This is a genomic window from Streptomyces sp. NPDC006283 (genome assembly GCF_040613325.1).
GTDB lineage: Bacteria > Actinomycetota > Actinomycetes > Streptomycetales > Streptomycetaceae > Streptomyces.
Map to the genome: position 1 here is coordinate 1 of NZ_JBEXRZ010000158.1, position 16,273 is coordinate 16,273.

The window sequence follows — 16,273 nt, forward strand, 5'->3', positions numbered from 1 at the left end:
AACAGCCCCGCCCAGAAAGGCCGTCCGCGCCTCCACCCGCGGAATCCACGTCGGGCACCGGGGCCTCGGCGTTTCGCTCGCGTGCGGCCGGGCTCAGCCCTTCCAGCAGCGGATGACCGAGCCGTCCTTCACCTCGAAGTTCAGCCGGCCCTCCACGTACTCCATGGTGATGATCGCCCCGGGCGGCAGCGCTCTGACGGACGTCCAGCCCCGCTGACGGGCCTGCCGCTCGGCGTCCCGTGCATCAAGTCCGACGTATGCGTCAGGAGCGTCGTCGGGCTGTACGGGAGGGGTCGGTATGGGTGCCATCCCTCCACCGTAGGCGGCAGCGGACGGTGACGGAAGCAACTCGCCCGGCGTCCCCAGCAGTCCCGCGTACCCCAGGGGTCACGCTTCTGTCACAGGATCTCGACACTGTCCGGTGCGAACTCGTTCACTCGAACGGGCCCTCCCGGGTGCTCGTACGGTAATTGGGCCAACGAGACCAATGGCGAACGGTTCGCATTAATTCGTGCTTCGAATTGGACGGGAGCCGGGGACCGGCGGAATTCACCGGTCGTGGAGAATTCACCGCTTCCTCACAGAATCCGCGCAGGAGTCCCCGCCACTATGGCAGAGCGCGGGAGAGGCGGTCGCGCAGTGCCCTGATGTGGTCGTTCAGCTCCTGCGGCTCCACGACCTCGAAGTCGACGCCCATCAGGAGCACGTGGATCACCATGACGTCCAGGCTCGCGGCCCCGGTGCGCAACAGGCAGGTGGTCTCGTCGATCGCTTCCAGGACACCGTCGGACGGGCCGATCGTCCGGGCCGCCCGGTCCGCGGAGGTGTGCAGGCGGATGACCGCCCGGTCCGCGTACGCCCCGATGGACACGCCCTTGGAGACGTACGCGGCAAGATCCTCCGCGGGCGGGGTGCGCGGGGCGAAACGCGGGCCGTGCGGTGGCCTGGGAGCGATCCGGTCGGCCCGGAACGTACGCCAGTCGCCGCGCTCCACGTCCCACGCGACGAGATACCAGCGGCGCTCGGTGCACACCAGCCGGTGCGGCTCGACCGTGCGACGGGTCGCGGAGCCGCCGTGATCGCGGTACTCGAAGCGCAGCCGCTCGCTGTCCCTGCATGCATTGGCGAGCTCGGTGAGCACGCTCGCGTCCACGGTCGAACGCTGCTGTCCGCGCAGCATCGGCACGGTGAAGGAGTTCAGGGCGCTCACCCGCCGCCGCAGCCGGTTCGGCAGCACCTGCTCCAGCTTGGCCAGAGCGCGTACGGAGGTCTCCCCCATGCCTTCGATGCCCTGCCCCGCCGCGGTGCGCAGGCCCACGGCGACGGCCACGGCCTCCTCGTCGTCCAGCAGCAGTGGCGGCAGCTCGGCGCCGGCGCCGAGCTGATACCCGCCGCCGGTGCCGGGGCTGGCATTGACCGGGTAACCGAGCTCGCGCAGCCGGTCCACGTCCCTGCGGACCGTACGCGGGGTGACGCCGAGCCGGTCGGCCAGGTGGGCGCCCGACCATTCCCGGTGTGCCTGCAGAAGGGAGAGCAGACGCAGCAGCCGTGCCGAGGTTTCCAACATGGTCAGGAGTCTGTCAGGGCTTGAGGACAGTTTCTGTCCTCAAGCGGATCCCGGTTCCGGAGCCGGTTCCCGGGGCCGGATCCCGGTATCAGGCCGGCACCGTGACGCGGACACAGAGGTCGTTGTCCCCGGTGTAGCAGGCCGCGGCCTGGTACGCGGCCGTGCGCTGCTTCGGATAGACGAAGATGGACTTCTTGTCCCAGACGTCGTCCAGGATGCGGGAGATCCGTACCCGGGGGGCGTCCGACGCCGGCCGCAGCCACAGCTCCCAGAGCCGCTCCTCGCCCGCACCGCCCTCGGCGATCGGCGCATAGGCCAGAGTGAAGCCGAACGTCCGGCCCGCGCCGCTCACGGGCACCTCGTGCACCCGCTCGCCGGACCGCAGGCGCGCCTCCACGACCGCGCCCTCCCCCAGCTCCGTGCCGTACAGCACTCCCTCGACGGACATGGCGCCCTGTTCGGGCGCGAAGCCGATCGCACCGGCCTCGGCGTGCGGGGTCCGGACCCAGCAGCGCACCGCGAGCCGGCCGTCGGCGGTCGGATAGGGGACGCGCACGGCGATCCGGCCGGAACCGGGCTCCTGGTCGACGAGGGCCCGCAGGTCCCGGATGCCCGGTTCCACGGCCTCACCGCTCTCCGTGTACGCGTCCCAACGTCCTTCGGCGAGCTCGACCGCGCTGGGCAGGACGGCCCGCGAGGAGCCCTCGCCGGACGTGCTCAGCGGCAGCCGCACCTCGTCCGCAGGGCCGCTGCCCCCACGCCGCTTCAGGACGAGCGCCCCATCGTGCGCACCCGTGCCGGCCACGTCGAAGGTGATGCCGCCGGCCGCGTCGGCGACGCAGTCGGCCCGCGGCGTCGTGCGCCGCGTGGACGTGGTGGGCGTGCTCATGAACTCTTCTTCCCTCTGCGGATCACATCCGCGGCAACATAACGCAGGGAGTAGGCCCCGTCATAGAGCGCGCTCCGCCCCAGGTGCAGCGCCTCGCGCAGAGCGCCGCGCGAGCGGCCGCCCTCGCCACGCGCGACGAGCTCGGTGAAAAGCGCCTCGTGGCGCGTGGCGATCGGCACGGGATCAAAACGGGCGGAGGCGGCCAGCGCCGCACGTCCCATGCGGAGCCGCAGAGCGTCGTCCTCAATCAGTCCGAGCAGCGCGTCGGCGATCGCGTCCACGTCACCGACGGGCACCAGCCGGCCGTCCACGCCGTCCTCGATGATCTCGCGGGGGCCGTGCGGGCAGTCGGTGGAGACGACGGGCAGGCCGCAGCGCATCGCCTCCACGATGGTCATGCCGAACGACTCCAGGCTGGAGGTCACCGCGGCGACGGATCCCTTGACCCACTCCGGTTCGAGCGGGTTGGCGGGGCCCATGAGGAAGACATGGTTGTGGAGCCCCCGCTCCTCGACGAGGGTGCGCAGCGCCTGCTTCTCGTTGCCGGTGGCGTCCCCGCTGCCGTAGATCCGCAGTTGCCAGTCCGGGCGGGCGGCGACCACCTTGGAGAAGGCCTCGACGAGCAGGTCGTACCGCTTGACGCGGGTGAGGCGGCCGGCCGCGACGACCACCTTCGCGGTGCCGTCCGCCGGTGCGACGGACGGGGCGGGCACGCTGTTGGGCACCGCCTCGATCCGGACGCCGGGAAGCTTCAGCCGCTCGCGGTAGGAGCGGGCGTCCGCCTCCGTGACGGTGGTGATCGCGTCGAGCAGGGTGTAGCGGTGACCGACCTCACGGCGCAGCCGGTAGCTGTGGCTGTCGAGCGTCAGGTGTTCCTGCCCGACCCGCACGACGCCGCGCCGTGTCTGCCGGGCGATGTGCACGTTCAGGCCGGGGCGGGTGCCGACGACGATGTCGGCGTCGAGGGAGGCCAGATGAGCCGCGATCCGGACGTCGGTGAGGCGGCTGTACTGCTTGTGCCGGCCGTCGCCGCGCGGGAAGACCTTGGCGGGCCGCTTGGCGAGCGGGTCCTCGCCGTCGTAACCGGGGCTCTTCTTACGGAGATCGACCAGGTGCTTCATGGTGACCCCGGCGGGCGCGCCCATCGCCGGTTCGTCGCGGTGGCGGAAGACGGAGACGATCTCGACGTCGTGCCGCTCGGCGAGCGTACGGGCGAGAGTGAACGTCGTCCGGATCGTCCCGCCGATGCCGTAGCCGTTGTGGAGCAGAAATGAAATGCGCATGCTTCGCCGCGTCCCCCGGGTCCTGCCGATGCCCCCTTGGTCGTGGGGCATGCGTGTACGCAGTGACTCTACTTGCCGGTGGGATCCGGTAATTGATGTGCGGTCGGTCGCGGCCCCCAGCAGGGGCGGCACACCGGCCGGGTGCACGAACTGCCTGCTCCGCCACCCTGATCCGGCCGGGTGACGCTGCATCACGGGCTCTCGCTCCGCCGTACGTCACGGCAAGCGCTTCGATTCGTTGCCCGTTCACGCGTGACCACCGCCACAGATCACCCGTTGACCCTGTCGAGCCGGGACCCGCCCGGCACACACGATCAAGTCCGAGGAGCCACCCGTGCCGCGCATGCTCGACGTCAGCGAGGACGTACGCGCCGAGATCGGCGACGAAGAAGCCGACCGGCTGCTCGCCGGCCTGAACGCCCCGGGCAGCTACGACTGCACCTCCTGCCGCACCCCGGGCGACTCCGAGCAGGAGCGGACCAGCACCGTGCTGTTCGTGGGCGACGAGACCGCGGTGCTGGCCTTCGCCCACGCCACCTGCATCCCGTCGCAGGTCGTGCAGGTCGCGGAGGAGCAGCTCCAGGGCGCCGTGCGCTCGATCACGGGCGAGGAGCCGCGAATCCCGGGCGCCGCTCCTCAGCAGGCCGTACTCGGCGTCACCAGTGGCCTCATCCTGATCGACGGCGAGGTGCATCCCGCCCTTGTCGTGGAACCGACCGCCCCGATCGCGCGGCCGGGCACGACCGGCAGCGGCGGTGACGATTTCCTGCCTCTCCTGATCGAGCAGGGCTTCCTGCCGGTCACCGATGTGAGCCGGCGTCCGTCCCAGCTGCCCGGCTGGTCGGTGCTGGTCGCCATGGGGCAGCTGCACGCCGTTCTGCAGCCTGGTACGGGCGGTGGCAGCCCGGTGGCCTGGTGGCAGGCGCACCAGCCGCTCCAGGTCACGGAGGGCTGGCGGACCGCCGCGAGCAGGACGCGCACGGTCCTGGTCTTCGCCGCTCCCGTGGGCTCGATCGGTCAGCAGCCGCGCGAGGACCTGCTGCGTGACGCCCTCGAGAAGGCGGCGGCGGGTGGGCGCCTGGTCGCCGCCGCAATGCCGCTGGCGGGTACCTGAGCCGCCGACGGACCCCAGGACCACGGGGGCGCCTGCCGACCGGCCCGGCAGGCGCACGACGTACGCCGGGGAGTGCTCCTCCGCCCCGGCGTACGTCTGCGCGTGCCCGCACGCGGGGCGCGAAGGGGGCCGTCCCTCGGAAGAATGCAGCTGCTCGCAGCCCGCATCCGTGGGACGGCGGCGTCGTTGCAGGTACGTGCACTCATACGACCCCTCCCCCCAGCCGTTCCAGAGCCAGATCCCTTCCATGCGCTCCGGGCGCGACGGGTCGGCGGCCCACTCGGCCACGCCGATCTACGACGCGCTGTACTCCGAGTACCTCAGGGCGTTCAGGACGCTGCCGGGCGACCGCAGCGGAGAGGAGGATCTCGGCTTCAAGGCGTTCGGGACGGGGCTGCACAGCAGTCGGGGCGGCTTCTACGGCTACGGAAGTTATGTGAGCCCCGCCGGTCACGGAAGCCACGGTGGCTATGGAGGCCACTCGGCCCATTCGGGGAGTCACTCGAACTCAGGCACCCACCAGGGAAGTTGGCACTCCCATTCGACGGGCAGGCACTCGGCCCACCAGCCCGCGGCGCTGCCACCGGCCCCCCGTAAGGGGAGCTGACCCGCAGGAGGGACGCCGAACGGCGCTGCCCCCGGACCGTCGAACACGGTGTGGGGGCAGCGCCGTTGACGACGACATGCGGACTACTTCTTGGTGCGGCCGCGCTTCTCCCGCACCCGCACCGAGATGTGGATCGGGGTGCCCTCGAAGCCGAACTCCTCACGCAGCCGGCGTTCGACGAAGCGCCGGTAACCGTGCTCCAGGAAGCCGGACGCGAAGAGCACGAACCGCGGCGGCTTGGTGCCGGCCTGCGTGCCGAAGAGGATGCGGGGCTGCTTGCCGCCGCGGATCGGGTGCGGGTGGGCGGCGACGATCTCGCCGAGGAAGGCGTTCAGCCGACCGGTCGCAACTCGCGTCTCCCAGCCCGCCAGGGCCGTCTCGATCGCCGGGACCAGCTTCTCCATGTGGCGGCCGGTGAGTGCCGAGACGTTCACCCGCGGTGCCCAGGCGACCTGCTGCATCTCGGTCTCGATCTCGCGCTCGAGGTAGTAGCGGCGCTCCTCGTCCAGGTCGTCCCACTTGTTGTAGGCGACGACGATCGCGCGGCCCGCCTCGACGGCCATCGTGATGATGCGCTGGTCCTGGACGCTGATGGTGTCCGTCGCGTCGATCAGGATGACGGCGACCTCGGCCTTCTCGACGGCGGCGGCCGTGCGGAGCGAGGCGTAGTAGTCGGCGCCCTGCTGGAGGTGGACGCGCTTGCGGATACCGGCGGTGTCGACGAACTTCCAGGTGACGCCGCCCAGCTCGATCAGCTCGTCGACCGGGTCGCGGGTGGTGCCCGCGAGCTCGTTGACGACGACGCGCTCCTCACGGGCGACCTTGTTCAGCAGCGAGGACTTGCCGACGTTGGGACGGCCGATCAGGGCGATGCGGCGCGGGCCGCCGACGGCGGTGCCGAAAGTCTGGGCGGGCGCCTCCGGCAGGGCTTCGAGGACGGCGTCGAGCATGTCACCCGTACCGCGGCCGTGCAGCGAGGAGACCGGGTGCGGCTCGCCGAGGCCCAGCGACCACAGCGCCGTGGCGTCGGCCTCGCCGCTCGGTCCGTCGACCTTGTTGGCGCACAGGACGACGGGCTTGCCTGCCCGGCGCAGCAGCTTGACGACGGCCTCGTCGGTGTCGGTCGCGCCGACCGTGGAGTCGACGACGAAGACGACCGCGTCGGCGGCCTCGATCGCGTACTCGGCCTGGGCGGCGACGGAGGCGTCGATGCCGAGGACGTCCTGCTCCCAGCCGCCGGTGTCGACGACCTTGAAGCGGCGGCCGGCCCACTCGGCCTCGTAGGTGACGCGGTCGCGGGTGACGCCGGGCTTGTCCTCGACGACGGCCTCGCGGCGGCCGATGATGCGGTTCACCAAAGTGGACTTGCCGACGTTCGGGCGGCCGACGACGGCGAGGACGGGCAGCGGGCCGTGCCCGGCCTCCTCGATCGCGCCCTCGACGTCCTCTACGTCGAAGCCCTCTTCCGCGGCGAGCTCCATGAACTCCGCGTACTCGGCGTCGCCGAGCGCTCCGTGGTCGTGCTGGTCGTTCATGAAGTCCGTTCCTCGTTCGTCACTGAACCGCGTCACTTGGGCGGTCCATTACTCAAGTCTGGCCTAGCGCCCAGTGAGGCGCTTTGCGTTTTCCAGGTGGGCGGTGAGCCGCTCCTGGATGCGCACGGTCGCTTCGTCGAGCGCCTTGCGCGTACGGCGTCCGCTGCGGTCACCGGCCTCGAAGGCCTCGCCGAAGACCACGTCGACCTTGCTGCGCAGCGGAGGCAGCGCCCGTATCAACCGCCCGCGGCTCACGTCGTGCTGCGGGCCGGGGCCGCCGCGCTTCAGGACGGGTGGACGGCCACCTTCTCCAGCGCTTCCAGCAGGCCCGGCAGCTCCGGGCCTCGGCCGACCGGCACCACCTGACCAGGCTCGTCGTCCAGCAGTACGAAGGCGATGTCGTCGGTTCTGGCCACCAGCGACCAGCCGGGGCCGTCGGCACGCAGTGTCCGGGCCCCGCCCGGTGCGAACGACGACCGCACCCGGCCGGGCGGCGGCGGCGCCTCCACGTACGCGCGGGCCTCCTCGAGGGCGCGACGCACACCGTCGCGGGGCTGCTTGCGCTCCTGCTCGGGGGTGTCGGCGGACACCAGCGCCTCCGCGTCGTCGATCCCGGAACGCCATTGCGCCCACTGCAGCGCCACCTCGTCGGCGCCCAGCCTGCGCTGGGCGGGCCCCCAGCTGTCCGTGTTCGGCGGGGCCAGCGGAGGCCGGTCACCGTCCTCCTGGTCAGGGTCGTGCGGGGCTGGCACCCCCGGCGCGGCGACCGCGAGGGCCAGCGGCCAGCCCGGCAGCGCCGCGACGACGCTGCCCTCGTCGGGGGACAGGTCGTATTCCATCCCGCAGTCCCAGGAGGCGATGGCGACCGCGACGAGCGACACGTCGTCGATCACGACCGTCCAGCGCGCTCCGCCGGAGTCCTGCCCGAGCACCAGGCCGTAGCCCTCGGCGTACGGCTCGAGGCGCAGCGCCTGGCATGCGGCCGGGTAGTCGTCGCCGAGCACGCTCGGGAACTGCGCCGGTGTGAGCAGCGCCGCGGTCAGCACATACAGCGAGTCGTCGTCGACGGTTTCTTCCGCCCCGGCCACGGCAACCTCCCCATCCCATCGTCGTCGGCGCACCTTAACCAGTGGGTAACCCGCACGTCGAGGGCTCGCGGGCGCTAATTCGATCCGGTCCGATCCGCCCGCGGGAGGCCGAGGAGCTCACGCGCCACCGCCTCGACGGGCTCGTTCCGCTCCCTGGCGAGGGCGGTCACGGCGCGGCAGGCGAGCTGATTGATGCCGAAGACGAGCGCGTCGGGGTCGACCCAGCCCGCCGCTTCGTCCAGGCGGTCGTCGTCGTCCTCGATGCTTGCCGTCACATAGGTTGCGGCGGCTTCGAACAGGTTGTGCTGCCGCGCCGTGACCGCCCTCGAACGGACGGGGCGCGATGCGAGGAAGTTGCGGAGCCGAGCAAGCACGGGGACCACCTTCTCAGGGGCGGCAGACGCCGCCGACAGTTGAAGTCTTCCACTGTCGCACCGCGTTCGAACGGAGACGAGAGCGCCTGTGCGATCCCTGTTCTCGGGGGAGCCGCTTGTGTGCCGGCGACGGACGAAGCCCGACCGTGGCACCGCAGGGACGCGGTCAACCGACCCCGTCCGGTCCCAATCAGCCCTCTGGCACGCCCTCCTGACGCGTCGCCAGGACGAGGAACCGGTCGTCCTCGTCGACGTACAAGGTCATCGACCATCCCGAACCGGCCAGAAGAGGGCGCAGGTTGTCCTCCGCACGCAGATCGTCCGGAGTGATCTCACGGCCATGCCGCGCCGCGAGCGCCGCGCGACCCACCGGGTGGAAGAGGGCCAGCCGGCCGCCCGGCCGCACGACGCGGGCGAGTTCCCGCAGATCGTCCGCCGGCCGCAGCAGGTGGGAGATCAGGCCGGCGCCGAACACCGCGTCGAGAGAGCGGGCGCGCAGCGGTAGTCGGGCCACATCGGCGACCAGCAGCCGGCCGTGGGCATCGCGCCCCGCGCGACGGGCCTCGGCGAGCATCGCGGGGGTCAGATCGACGCCGAGGACCACGCCGGCTCGGCCCACCGCGGTCCGCAGGGCTTCGAGCGCGCGTCCGGTGCCGCAGCCCGCGTCGAGCACCGCGTCCCCGTGGCGGAGTCCGACCGCGGTGACGGCGGCGGCGTATGCGGGGCCGTCGTCGGGGAAGCGGCTGTCCCAGTCCGCAGCCCGGGCACCGAAGAACTCCTGCACCCGGGTGTGGTCATGGGCTGTGCGGTCATCTGCCATGCGCACCATGATCCGCCATGAGGAGCGGGGCGTCACTGCCCGATGCGGGGGAGCCGCACATGACCGAGCTGCGCACACGTTCGAGCGCGGCACGATCGTTCAGAAACATCTCTCTGTCATATTCCATCAGCTTTCGAACTGCGCCCCCGCCGTGCGCCCCCCTCGGGGCTAGCGTCCCTGAGCCATGGGACACCTGGACCACGCCGCCTTCGGCCTACTGACACCCGTGCTGTCGTACGCGATGGCCGTCATCGGCGCCGCCCTCGGGCTGCGCTGCACCGTGCGCGCTCTCTCCGCCACCGGCCGATCCCGGCGGAACTGGCTGATCACCGCAGCCTCCGCCATCGGCACCGGCATCTGGACGATGCACTTCGTCGCCATGCTCGGCTTCGCCGTCCGCGGCACCGACATCCGTTACAACGTGCCGCTGACGATCCTCAGCCTTGTCGTCGCCGTGCTCGTCGTCGGCGCCGGCGTCTTCTGTGTCGGCTACGGCCGCAACCGGGCCGTGGCCCTGCTGATCGGCGGACTCTCCACCGGTCTCGGCGTCGCCAGCATGCACTATCTGGGTATGGCCGCCCTGCGGCTGCACGGCACCGTCCACTACGACCCGCTTCTCGTCGCCCTGTCCGTGGCCATCGCGGTGGTCGCCGCGACCGCGGCGCTCTGGGCGGCGCTCAACATCAAGTCGCCTGTCGCGGTGGCGGTTGCCGCGCTCGTCATGGGGGCTGCCGTCAGCAGCATGCACTACACCGGAATGCTCGCGGTCGGCGTCGACGTCGCACCCGCCGAAGGGCACCTGCCCGGCGCCACCGCGATGCAGTTCATCTTCCCGCTGGCGGTCGGCCTCGGCTCCTACCTCTTCGTCACCGCCGCGTTCGTCGCGCTCTCCCCGACCGCCGGCGAACGCGCCGCCTACTTCACCGCCGAACAGGCCACGGACCACGGCCCGGAGACCACGGACAAGCCCGGACAGAACGTCGCCCACGCCTAGACAAGTCCGCCCGGACCGATCCGCCGAGACCCATACGGGCGACGCTGCCGCGCCCAGCATGTATCCGAGAACGAGGAGCCCATGCGCACACCCCGTACGCCCCAGGGCGGCGAGAGCCGGCCCCCGAACCCGCCGCCGACCGGGCCGGCCGTCCGGGGGCGACGGGCCCACGCCGGGCCCCCGGCCGTCGAGCACACCGGCCACGAACCGTATGCGGCGCCGCCGCGCCCGGACGCCGGACGCCGACGCCTGATGCCCCGCCCCAGGACGGTACGCGCCAAGATCATCTCGCTCCTGATGGTGCCCGTCCTGTCCCTGCTGGCCCTTTGGGGGTTCGCCACCGTCACCACCGCCCAGGACGTGACACGGCTCCGCCTGTCGCAACGGGTCGAGGCAGAGGTGGGCACGCCCGTCGCCCAGGCCGTCGCCGCCCTGCAGGCCGAAAGGCGTGCGGCCCTGCGCCGGCTGACGAACCCCACCGACGATCGGGCCTCCGCACTGCAACTCGAGGCGAAGCGTACCGACGAGGCCGTGCGCCGCCTTCGACTCGACGGCGCGCACACGGTCGCCGACGGCGGCGAGATACCCCGGGTCGTGGCCGAGCGCCTCGGCCGTTTCGTCTCCCTCGCCGGCGGGCTCGCCCCGACGCGGACCGCCGTCCTCGAGGGCAAGGTCTCGTGGGACAGGACGTACGAGAGCTACACCGACGTCGTCACCGCCGCCTTCGAGGTGTCCGGCGCGGTCGCGGGCGTTCAGGCCGGCGGTCCGGGCTCCGACGCGCGCGTTCTGCTCGAGTTCGTCCGGTCCGGCGAGATGCTCGCACGGGAGGACGCCCTGCTGTCCTCCGCACAGGCCGGCGGGACGTTCGACGCGAAGCGGCTACGCCTGTTCACGGGGGCAGCCGCCGCCCGTACGACCCTCGCCGAGAGCGCCGCCGCCGACCTGCGCGGTCCCGAACGCACGGCGTGGCGTGAACTCTCCGCACAGCCGGCCTACCGCCAACTGCGCGCCGCGGAGGACCGCGTGTCCGCATCCCCCGCCGGCCCCAAGGCGGCCACCGCCGTCGCCGCCGACGGCTGGGACCGGACACACAGCGCCGTGAGCGACGGCATGCGCGACATCGCCGCGCAGGCGCGCCGCAGCGCCGTCGACCGGTCCGACCCCACAAGCGGAGGCATCCTGACCGTCGCGGGCGCCGCCGTGCTCCTCGGACTGGTCGCCGTCGCCGCGTCGCTCGTCATCTCCGTACGCATCGGACGCGCCCTCGTCGTCGAACTCATCACCCTGCGCAACAGCGCTCTGGCGATCGCCCGGCGCAAACTGCCCCACGCCATGCGCCGCCTCCGGGCCGGCGAGCACATCGACATCCACGAGGAGGCCCCGCCCGGCGCACCGGCCGTCGACGAGATCGGACAGGTCTCGGAAGCGCTCGGCACCGTCCACCGGGCAGCCCTGAGCGCGGCCGTCGAGCGCGCCGAACTGGCCGGTGGCATCTCCGGCGTCTTCGTCAACCTCGCCCGGCGCAGCCAGACGCTCGTCCACCGCCAGCTCACGCTGCTGGACGCCATGGAACGGCGCGCCGACGATCCGGGCGAACTGGGCGACCTCTTCCGGCTCGACCACCTCACGACCCGTATGCGCCGCCACGCGGAAAGCCTGATCATCCTGTCCGGCGCCGCCCCCGGCCGGGCCTGGAGCACCCCTGTCCCGCTGACCAGCGTCGTCCGGGCCGCCGTCTCCGAGATCGAGGACTACGCGCGCATCGAGGTGCGAACCCTGCCCGAGACTGCCGTCGTGGGCGCCGCCGTCGCCGACGTCACGCATCTGCTGGCCGAACTGGTCGAGAACGCCGCCCAGTTCTCGCCGCCGCACACGAAAGTGCGCGTCAGCGGCGAGCCCGTCGGCAACGGCTACGCGCTGGAGGTCGAGGACCGCGGCCTCGGCATGGGCAAGGAAGCCCTGGCGGAGGCGAACCGCAGACTCGAGGAGTCAGAGGCCCTCGACCTCTTCGACAGCGACCGGCTCGGCCTGTTCGTCGTCAGCCGCCTCGCCTCCCGCCACGGCATCAAGGTCCATCTCCGCACGTCGCCCTACGGCGGCAGCACCGCTGTGATCCTGCTGCCCACCGACCTGCTCCAAAGCTCCCTGCCCGCCCCTGACAGCGCGAGCAAGCCCGCCGCCCGGCCGCAGGAGCAGCCGCCGCGGACCGCGCCGCGGCCCCCGGCGCCTCCCGCCGCCGCTCCTGCGCCCGCCCCCACCCCCATGGCCGCCCGCACCGCCCGTCCGGCGATCGGCGCACCGTCCGAGCCCCCCGCGCCCCAGACTCTGCGGGCCCTGCGCCTGCGTGAGACGTCTTCGCAGACCGGTGACGGCGAACTCCCGCGGCGCGTACGGCAGTCACATCTCGTACCGCAGCTGCGCGAAGCGCCCCCGAAGGAGCAGCAGCGCAGCACCCGCACGGACGACGGCCCCGCGCACCGCACCCCCGAACTGGTCCGCGACCGGATGACCGCGTACCGCAACGGCTGGACCAGAGGCGGCGGAACCGTGCCGGGCCCGACCGCTCCAGGCACTGAAGGAGAGCACGCATGACCGAATACGAGACAGCCGCGGCCCACTACCGGTTCGGCGACCTCGACTGGCTGCTGGACGATCTCGTACTGCGTGCCGGGCAGGTCCGGCACGCAGTCGTGCTGTCCAATGACGGCCTGCCGGTGGGCGCGTCCCAGGCGCTGAGCCGCGAGGACGCGGAGCACCTGGCCGCCGTGGCGTCCGGTTTCCACAGCCTGGCAAAGGGCGCGGGACGCCACTTCCGCGCCGGCGGCGTACGCCAGACGATGGTGGAGATGGACGACGGCTTCCTCTTCGTGGCCGCCGCGGGAGACGGATCCTGCCTGGCCGTGCTCACCTCCGCGGCCGCCGACATCGGGCTGATCGCCTACGAGATGGCCCGCCTCGTCAAACGCGTCGGCGAACACCTGCGCACGCCGCCACGCGTCGACGCGACATGAGCGGCACCGGCGCCGGGCCCGCCGGCAGCCAGTGGTACGACGCCGCGGCGGGCCCGCTGGTCAGGCCCTACGCGATGACCGGCGGCAGGACCAAGCCCGGGCCCAGCAACGTGCGCTTCGACCTCATCGCCCTCGTCGTCGTGGACCCGGCGGGCGCCGACGTCGACGACGACTCCCTCCTCGGCCCCGAGCACCGGGTGCTGCTGACCCTGTGCCGGTCCGAGACACAGTCGGTCGCGGAACTCGCCGCCGACGCCGACCTGCCCGTCGGCGTCGTGCGGGTGCTGCTCGGAGACCTGCTCGAAGCCGGACACGTCAAGGTCAGCCGTCCCGTCCCGCCCGCGCAGCTGCCGGACGAGCGGATTCTCAGGGAGGTGATCGAGGGACTGAGGGCGTTGTGAGACCCAGCCGCGGCACTGCGCACGGGAGAGCGGGCGGGCGGAAGCCGGGCCGGCTCAGGCGCAGGAGCAGCCGGGTCGGCACCAGGACGTGCGGCAGCCGGTCAGCTCCGGGAGGTGCGGCGCTCCCAGTCCGCCCGGGTCAGCGCGTACTCCACATCCCCCAGTTCGGAGCCCTCGATCACATCGGGCCACTCCTCGAAGAAGGTGCGCACGAAGCTCAGGCCGGACTTCTCCATCACCCGACGCGAACGGGTGTTGACCGTCATCGTGTTGGCGGTCACCCGCTCCACACCCAGCTCGGAGAAACCCTTGTCGATCAGTGCCCGCGACCCCTCCGTCGCCAGTCCTCGCCCCCAAGCGGCGCGGCCCAGACGGTACCCCAGCTCGATCTCCCGGCAGCTGTCGTCGGCCTCGGGGCGGAAAACGAACCAGCCGAGGAACGCCCCCGAACCGCGGTCCTCGGCCGCCCAGAAGCCCGGCCGGCCGAGGCAGGGATAGCCGTGGAGGAAGCGCGGCATGATCTCGCCCTCGACCTCCCCGTCCGAGGAGGGGCGGCCGCCGTTGATGTAGCGCATGACCTCACAGTCGTCGACGACGCCGCGCACATGACCGGCGTCGGCGTTCGTGAAGGCACGCAGCGTCAGACGGTCGGTCTCCAGGAAGACATGCATGCCCCGATCATCGTCGGCCCGTCACCGGCCGGCCATCGAATTTCCCGGCGCCGATCCCGGTGCCTGTTCCTGCCGCCCCGGGCACTTTGACCCCCGCACAACCACACCGGAGAGAAGCGACCGATGGACTCCCACACCCTGGACAGCACCGATGAGGACACGACCGCCCTCGCATTGAAGATCCTCGTCGCCGGCGGCTTCGGCGTCGGCAAGACCACCCTGGTCGGCGCGGTCAGTGAGATCAGGCCACTGCGCACCGAGGAACAGCTCAGCCGGGCAGGCCGCACCGTCGACGACACCGAGGGCGTCGACCGCAAGACCACGACGACCGTCGCCATGGACTTCGGGCGCATCACCATCCGCTCCGGGCTGTCGCTGTACCTCTTCGGCACACCGGGCCAGGACCGCTTCTGGTTCCTGTGGGACGAGCTCTCGCAGGGGGCCCTCGGCGCCGTGGTCCTCGCCGACACCCGGCGGCTGTGCGACTGCTTTCCCGCTGTCGACTACTTCGAACACCGCCGGATCCCGTTCGTCGTCGCCGTGAACTGTTTCCCCGGCGCCCGGACCTTCGCCGCCCAGGACGTCTCCCGCGCCCTCGATCTCGACGAGGGAACCCCCGTCGTCCTGTGCGACGCGAGGAAACGCGACTCGGGCAAGGAGGTACTCGTGCGCCTCGTCGAATACGCCGGGCGGGTGCACACGGCACGCATGCTGGACTCGGTCGCACCGCTGCAATGACGGCGTCCGGGAGCCGGCGCACCTTGCCCTGCGCCGCCCCGTGCGAAAGGCTTACGGGCAAACGCGAGGCCACGGGGAACGTAAATGCGGGGAGGACGACGGACCATGGCGTTGGACAAGGGACTCGACTGGCTGCTGGACGACCTGACGCAACGGGTCGAACACATCAGGCACGCACTCGTGCTGTCCAACGACGGTCTGGTGACGGGCGCCAGCACCGGACTGGCCCGCGAGGACGCGGAACACCTCGCCGCCGTCTCCTCAGGCCTGCACTCCCTCGCGAGAGGGTCCGGCCGGCACTTCCGTGCGGGCCGGGCACGCCAGACGATGGTCGAGTTCGACGAAGCCCTGCTGTTCGTGACGGCGGCGGGCGAAGGCAGCTGTCTGTGCGTGCTCAGCGCCGCGGAGGCGGACGTCGGCCAGGTCGCGTACGAGATGACGCTGATGGTCAACCGGGTGGGCGAGCACCTCGGCGTCGCGGCGCGGCAGCCCGGCGGCAGCCCCTTCTGACACCTTTCTGACCCCTGTCACCTGCGGCTCGAGGAGTTGTCCACAGGGTCGGGCGGGATGTCGCAGCTCCGGGCTACGGTCGTCACCGAGAGTTTTCACAGCTCACGGGGGAGATCGTCATGGCAGTACGGCATGCAGCCCGTCGCGGCTTCGCGCTCGGCCGGGCAGCGCAGGAACTGGGCCTCAGGCGCGGTGAGTTGGACCTGGCGCTGGAGCTGGGTGAAGTGCGTGCGGCACCGGAGGCGAGCGGGGGACCACCCCGGATCGACCGGCAGGAGATCGACCGTCTCCACGGCGAGCCGGGCTTCCCCGACGCCCTCCGGGAGCGGCTGCGGACGGTGGGCACGGCCCAAGGGGCCGAGCTCGCCGCCATCAGTCAGGGCCGGTTCCTCAAACTCGCCCGCACCGGCCACTTCACTCCGGTCCGGTTCTACGTCAACCGCTATCACGCGGTGGTCTGGCTCTATCTCGCCGAGGAGGTGGCCGACTTCGCCCGGGAGCACGCCGATCTGCTGACCGGCGTGACACCGCCGCGGGTCCGGGCCGTGCTCGCGGCGGGCGAGGTGTACACGAGGATCGCGGCGACGCTGGCCGGGGCATTCTTCCTCGGCATCCTCGCAGTGGGGAACGTTGCCACCCGGCATGACCGCACCGCGCAGCCGGCCGTCGTG

The 16,273-nt window shown here is 71.8% G+C and carries 18 protein-coding genes and 1 pseudogene; 9 read left to right on the forward strand and 10 right to left on the reverse strand.

Annotated elements, in window-relative coordinates:
- Positions 1–93: 93 nt before the first annotated feature.
- From ABZ070_RS26390 to ABZ070_RS26405, 4 genes are all read right to left on the reverse strand, one after another.
- On the reverse strand, positions 94–309 hold the full coding sequence (locus ABZ070_RS26390) for an I78 family peptidase inhibitor (RefSeq protein WP_356637819.1): 216 nt from the start codon (positions 307–309) through the stop codon (positions 94–96).
- Between the two features lie 298 nt (positions 310–607).
- Complete coding sequence (locus tag ABZ070_RS26395) at positions 608–1,567, reverse strand: YafY family protein (protein WP_356637820.1); 960 nt, start codon at positions 1,565–1,567, stop codon at positions 608–610.
- Positions 1,568–1,655: 88 nt separating this feature from the next.
- Complete coding sequence (locus ABZ070_RS26400; RefSeq protein ID WP_356637821.1) at positions 1,656–2,456, reverse strand: hypothetical protein; 801 nt, start codon at positions 2,454–2,456, stop codon at positions 1,656–1,658.
- Positions 2,453–3,739 (reverse strand): glycosyltransferase family 4 protein, encoded by a 1,287-nt coding sequence (locus ABZ070_RS26405; RefSeq protein WP_356637822.1) that lies wholly within the window; start codon positions 3,737–3,739, stop codon positions 2,453–2,455. The genes ABZ070_RS26400 and ABZ070_RS26405 overlap by 4 nt, the downstream gene beginning before the upstream one ends.
- A gap of 334 nt (positions 3,740–4,073) precedes the next feature.
- On the opposite strand from ABZ070_RS26405, the gene ABZ070_RS26410 reads away from it, so the two are divergent.
- Both ABZ070_RS26410 and ABZ070_RS26415 read left to right on the forward strand, forming a co-directional pair.
- Positions 4,074–4,853 carry a hypothetical protein gene (locus ABZ070_RS26410; RefSeq protein WP_356637823.1) on the forward strand — a complete coding sequence of 260 codons (780 nt, stop codon included), beginning with the start codon at positions 4,074–4,076 and terminating at the stop codon, positions 4,851–4,853.
- Positions 4,854–5,100: 247 nt separating this feature from the next.
- A complete protein-coding gene (locus ABZ070_RS26415) occupies positions 5,101–5,460 on the forward strand; it encodes a hypothetical protein (protein ID WP_356637824.1) in 360 nt (119 codons plus the stop codon).
- Positions 5,461–5,543: 83 nt separating this feature from the next.
- On the opposite strand, the gene der is transcribed toward ABZ070_RS26415, so the two are convergent.
- The 5 genes and pseudogenes from der to ABZ070_RS26440 form a co-directional block, all read right to left on the reverse strand.
- Positions 5,544–6,995, reverse strand: coding sequence for a ribosome biogenesis GTPase Der (gene der / locus ABZ070_RS26420; RefSeq protein ID WP_356637825.1), 1,452 nt, complete (start codon positions 6,993–6,995; stop codon positions 5,544–5,546).
- Positions 6,996–7,058: 63 nt separating this feature from the next.
- Positions 7,059–7,241: pseudogene (locus ABZ070_RS26425) on the reverse strand (1-acyl-sn-glycerol-3-phosphate acyltransferase); the annotation flags it as partial.
- 38 nt (positions 7,242–7,279) lie between these two features.
- Positions 7,280–8,083, reverse strand: coding sequence for a hypothetical protein (locus ABZ070_RS26430; RefSeq protein ID WP_356637826.1), 804 nt, complete (start codon positions 8,081–8,083; stop codon positions 7,280–7,282).
- A 74-nt stretch (positions 8,084–8,157) separates the two neighbouring features.
- Positions 8,158–8,466: a hypothetical protein gene (locus ABZ070_RS26435; RefSeq protein ID WP_356637827.1), complete on the reverse strand. Its 309-nt coding sequence runs from the start codon at positions 8,464–8,466 to the stop codon at positions 8,158–8,160.
- 181 nt (positions 8,467–8,647) lie between these two features.
- Positions 8,648–9,277 carry a class I SAM-dependent methyltransferase gene (locus ABZ070_RS26440; protein ID WP_356637828.1) on the reverse strand — a complete coding sequence of 210 codons (630 nt, stop codon included), beginning with the start codon at positions 9,275–9,277 and terminating at the stop codon, positions 8,648–8,650.
- A gap of 184 nt (positions 9,278–9,461) precedes the next feature.
- Here ABZ070_RS26440 and ABZ070_RS26445 point away from each other — a divergent pair, with 184 nt between their 5' ends.
- From ABZ070_RS26445 to ABZ070_RS26460, 4 genes are all read left to right on the forward strand, one after another.
- Positions 9,462–10,271: an MHYT domain-containing protein gene (locus ABZ070_RS26445; protein WP_356637829.1), complete on the forward strand. Its 810-nt coding sequence runs from the start codon at positions 9,462–9,464 to the stop codon at positions 10,269–10,271.
- Positions 10,272–10,352: 81 nt separating this feature from the next.
- Positions 10,353–12,863, forward strand: coding sequence for a nitrate- and nitrite sensing domain-containing protein (locus ABZ070_RS26450; protein ID WP_356637830.1), 2,511 nt, complete (start codon positions 10,353–10,355; stop codon positions 12,861–12,863).
- On the forward strand, positions 12,860–13,282 hold the full coding sequence (locus ABZ070_RS26455) for a roadblock/LC7 domain-containing protein (protein ID WP_356637831.1): 423 nt from the start codon (positions 12,860–12,862) through the stop codon (positions 13,280–13,282). The genes ABZ070_RS26450 and ABZ070_RS26455 overlap by 4 nt, the downstream gene beginning before the upstream one ends.
- Complete coding sequence (locus tag ABZ070_RS26460; protein WP_356637832.1) at positions 13,279–13,683, forward strand: DUF742 domain-containing protein; 405 nt, start codon at positions 13,279–13,281, stop codon at positions 13,681–13,683. Before ABZ070_RS26455 ends, ABZ070_RS26460 begins: the two co-directional genes overlap by 4 nt.
- Before the next feature lie 101 nt (positions 13,684–13,784).
- Here the strand turns inward: ABZ070_RS26460 and ABZ070_RS26465 are convergent, their stop codons facing one another.
- Positions 13,785–14,354 carry a GNAT family N-acetyltransferase gene (locus ABZ070_RS26465; protein ID WP_356637833.1) on the reverse strand — a complete coding sequence of 190 codons (570 nt, stop codon included), beginning with the start codon at positions 14,352–14,354 and terminating at the stop codon, positions 13,785–13,787.
- 123 nt (positions 14,355–14,477) lie between these two features.
- Between ABZ070_RS26465 and ABZ070_RS26470 the strand changes: the two genes are divergently transcribed.
- From ABZ070_RS26470 to ABZ070_RS26480, 3 genes are all read left to right on the forward strand, one after another.
- A complete protein-coding gene (locus ABZ070_RS26470) occupies positions 14,478–15,092 on the forward strand; it encodes an ATP/GTP-binding protein (protein ID WP_356637834.1) in 615 nt (204 codons plus the stop codon).
- Between the two features lie 105 nt (positions 15,093–15,197).
- Positions 15,198–15,602: a roadblock/LC7 domain-containing protein gene (locus tag ABZ070_RS26475; protein WP_356637835.1), complete on the forward strand. Its 405-nt coding sequence runs from the start codon at positions 15,198–15,200 to the stop codon at positions 15,600–15,602.
- Positions 15,603–15,721: 119 nt separating this feature from the next.
- Positions 15,722–16,273: DUF6397 family protein (locus ABZ070_RS26480; RefSeq protein ID WP_356637836.1), on the forward strand; the 552-nt coding region annotated here is incomplete at its 3' end.

Excerpts from the sequence above, each read along its gene's own strand:
- ABZ070_RS26390 (WP_356637819.1), bottom strand. The coding sequence starts at position 309 with ATGGCACCCATACCGACCCCTCCCGTACAGCCCGACGACGCTCCTGAC.
- ABZ070_RS26395 (WP_356637820.1), bottom strand. The coding sequence starts at position 1,567 with ATGTTGGAAACCTCGGCACGGCTGCTGCGTCTGCTCTCCCTTCTGCAG.
- ABZ070_RS26400 (WP_356637821.1), bottom strand. The coding sequence starts at position 2,456 with ATGAGCACGCCCACCACGTCCACGCGGCGCACGACGCCGCGGGCCGAC.
- ABZ070_RS26405 (WP_356637822.1), bottom strand. The coding sequence starts at position 3,739 with ATGCGCATTTCATTTCTGCTCCACAACGGCTACGGCATCGGCGGGACG.
- ABZ070_RS26415 (WP_356637824.1), top strand. The coding sequence starts at position 5,101 with ATGCGCTCCGGGCGCGACGGGTCGGCGGCCCACTCGGCCACGCCGATC.
- der (WP_356637825.1), bottom strand. The coding sequence starts at position 6,995 with ATGAACGACCAGCACGACCACGGAGCGCTCGGCGACGCCGAGTACGCG.
- ABZ070_RS26440 (WP_356637828.1), bottom strand. The coding sequence starts at position 9,277 with ATGGCAGATGACCGCACAGCCCATGACCACACCCGGGTGCAGGAGTTC.
- ABZ070_RS26445 (WP_356637829.1), top strand. The coding sequence starts at position 9,462 with ATGGGACACCTGGACCACGCCGCCTTCGGCCTACTGACACCCGTGCTG.
- ABZ070_RS26450 (WP_356637830.1), top strand. The coding sequence starts at position 10,353 with ATGCGCACACCCCGTACGCCCCAGGGCGGCGAGAGCCGGCCCCCGAAC.
- ABZ070_RS26455 (WP_356637831.1), top strand. The coding sequence starts at position 12,860 with ATGACCGAATACGAGACAGCCGCGGCCCACTACCGGTTCGGCGACCTC.
- ABZ070_RS26460 (WP_356637832.1), top strand. The coding sequence starts at position 13,279 with ATGAGCGGCACCGGCGCCGGGCCCGCCGGCAGCCAGTGGTACGACGCC.
- ABZ070_RS26465 (WP_356637833.1), bottom strand. The coding sequence starts at position 14,354 with ATGCATGTCTTCCTGGAGACCGACCGTCTGACGCTGCGTGCCTTCACG.
- ABZ070_RS26470 (WP_356637834.1), top strand. The coding sequence starts at position 14,478 with ATGGACTCCCACACCCTGGACAGCACCGATGAGGACACGACCGCCCTC.
- ABZ070_RS26475 (WP_356637835.1), top strand. The coding sequence starts at position 15,198 with ATGGCGTTGGACAAGGGACTCGACTGGCTGCTGGACGACCTGACGCAA.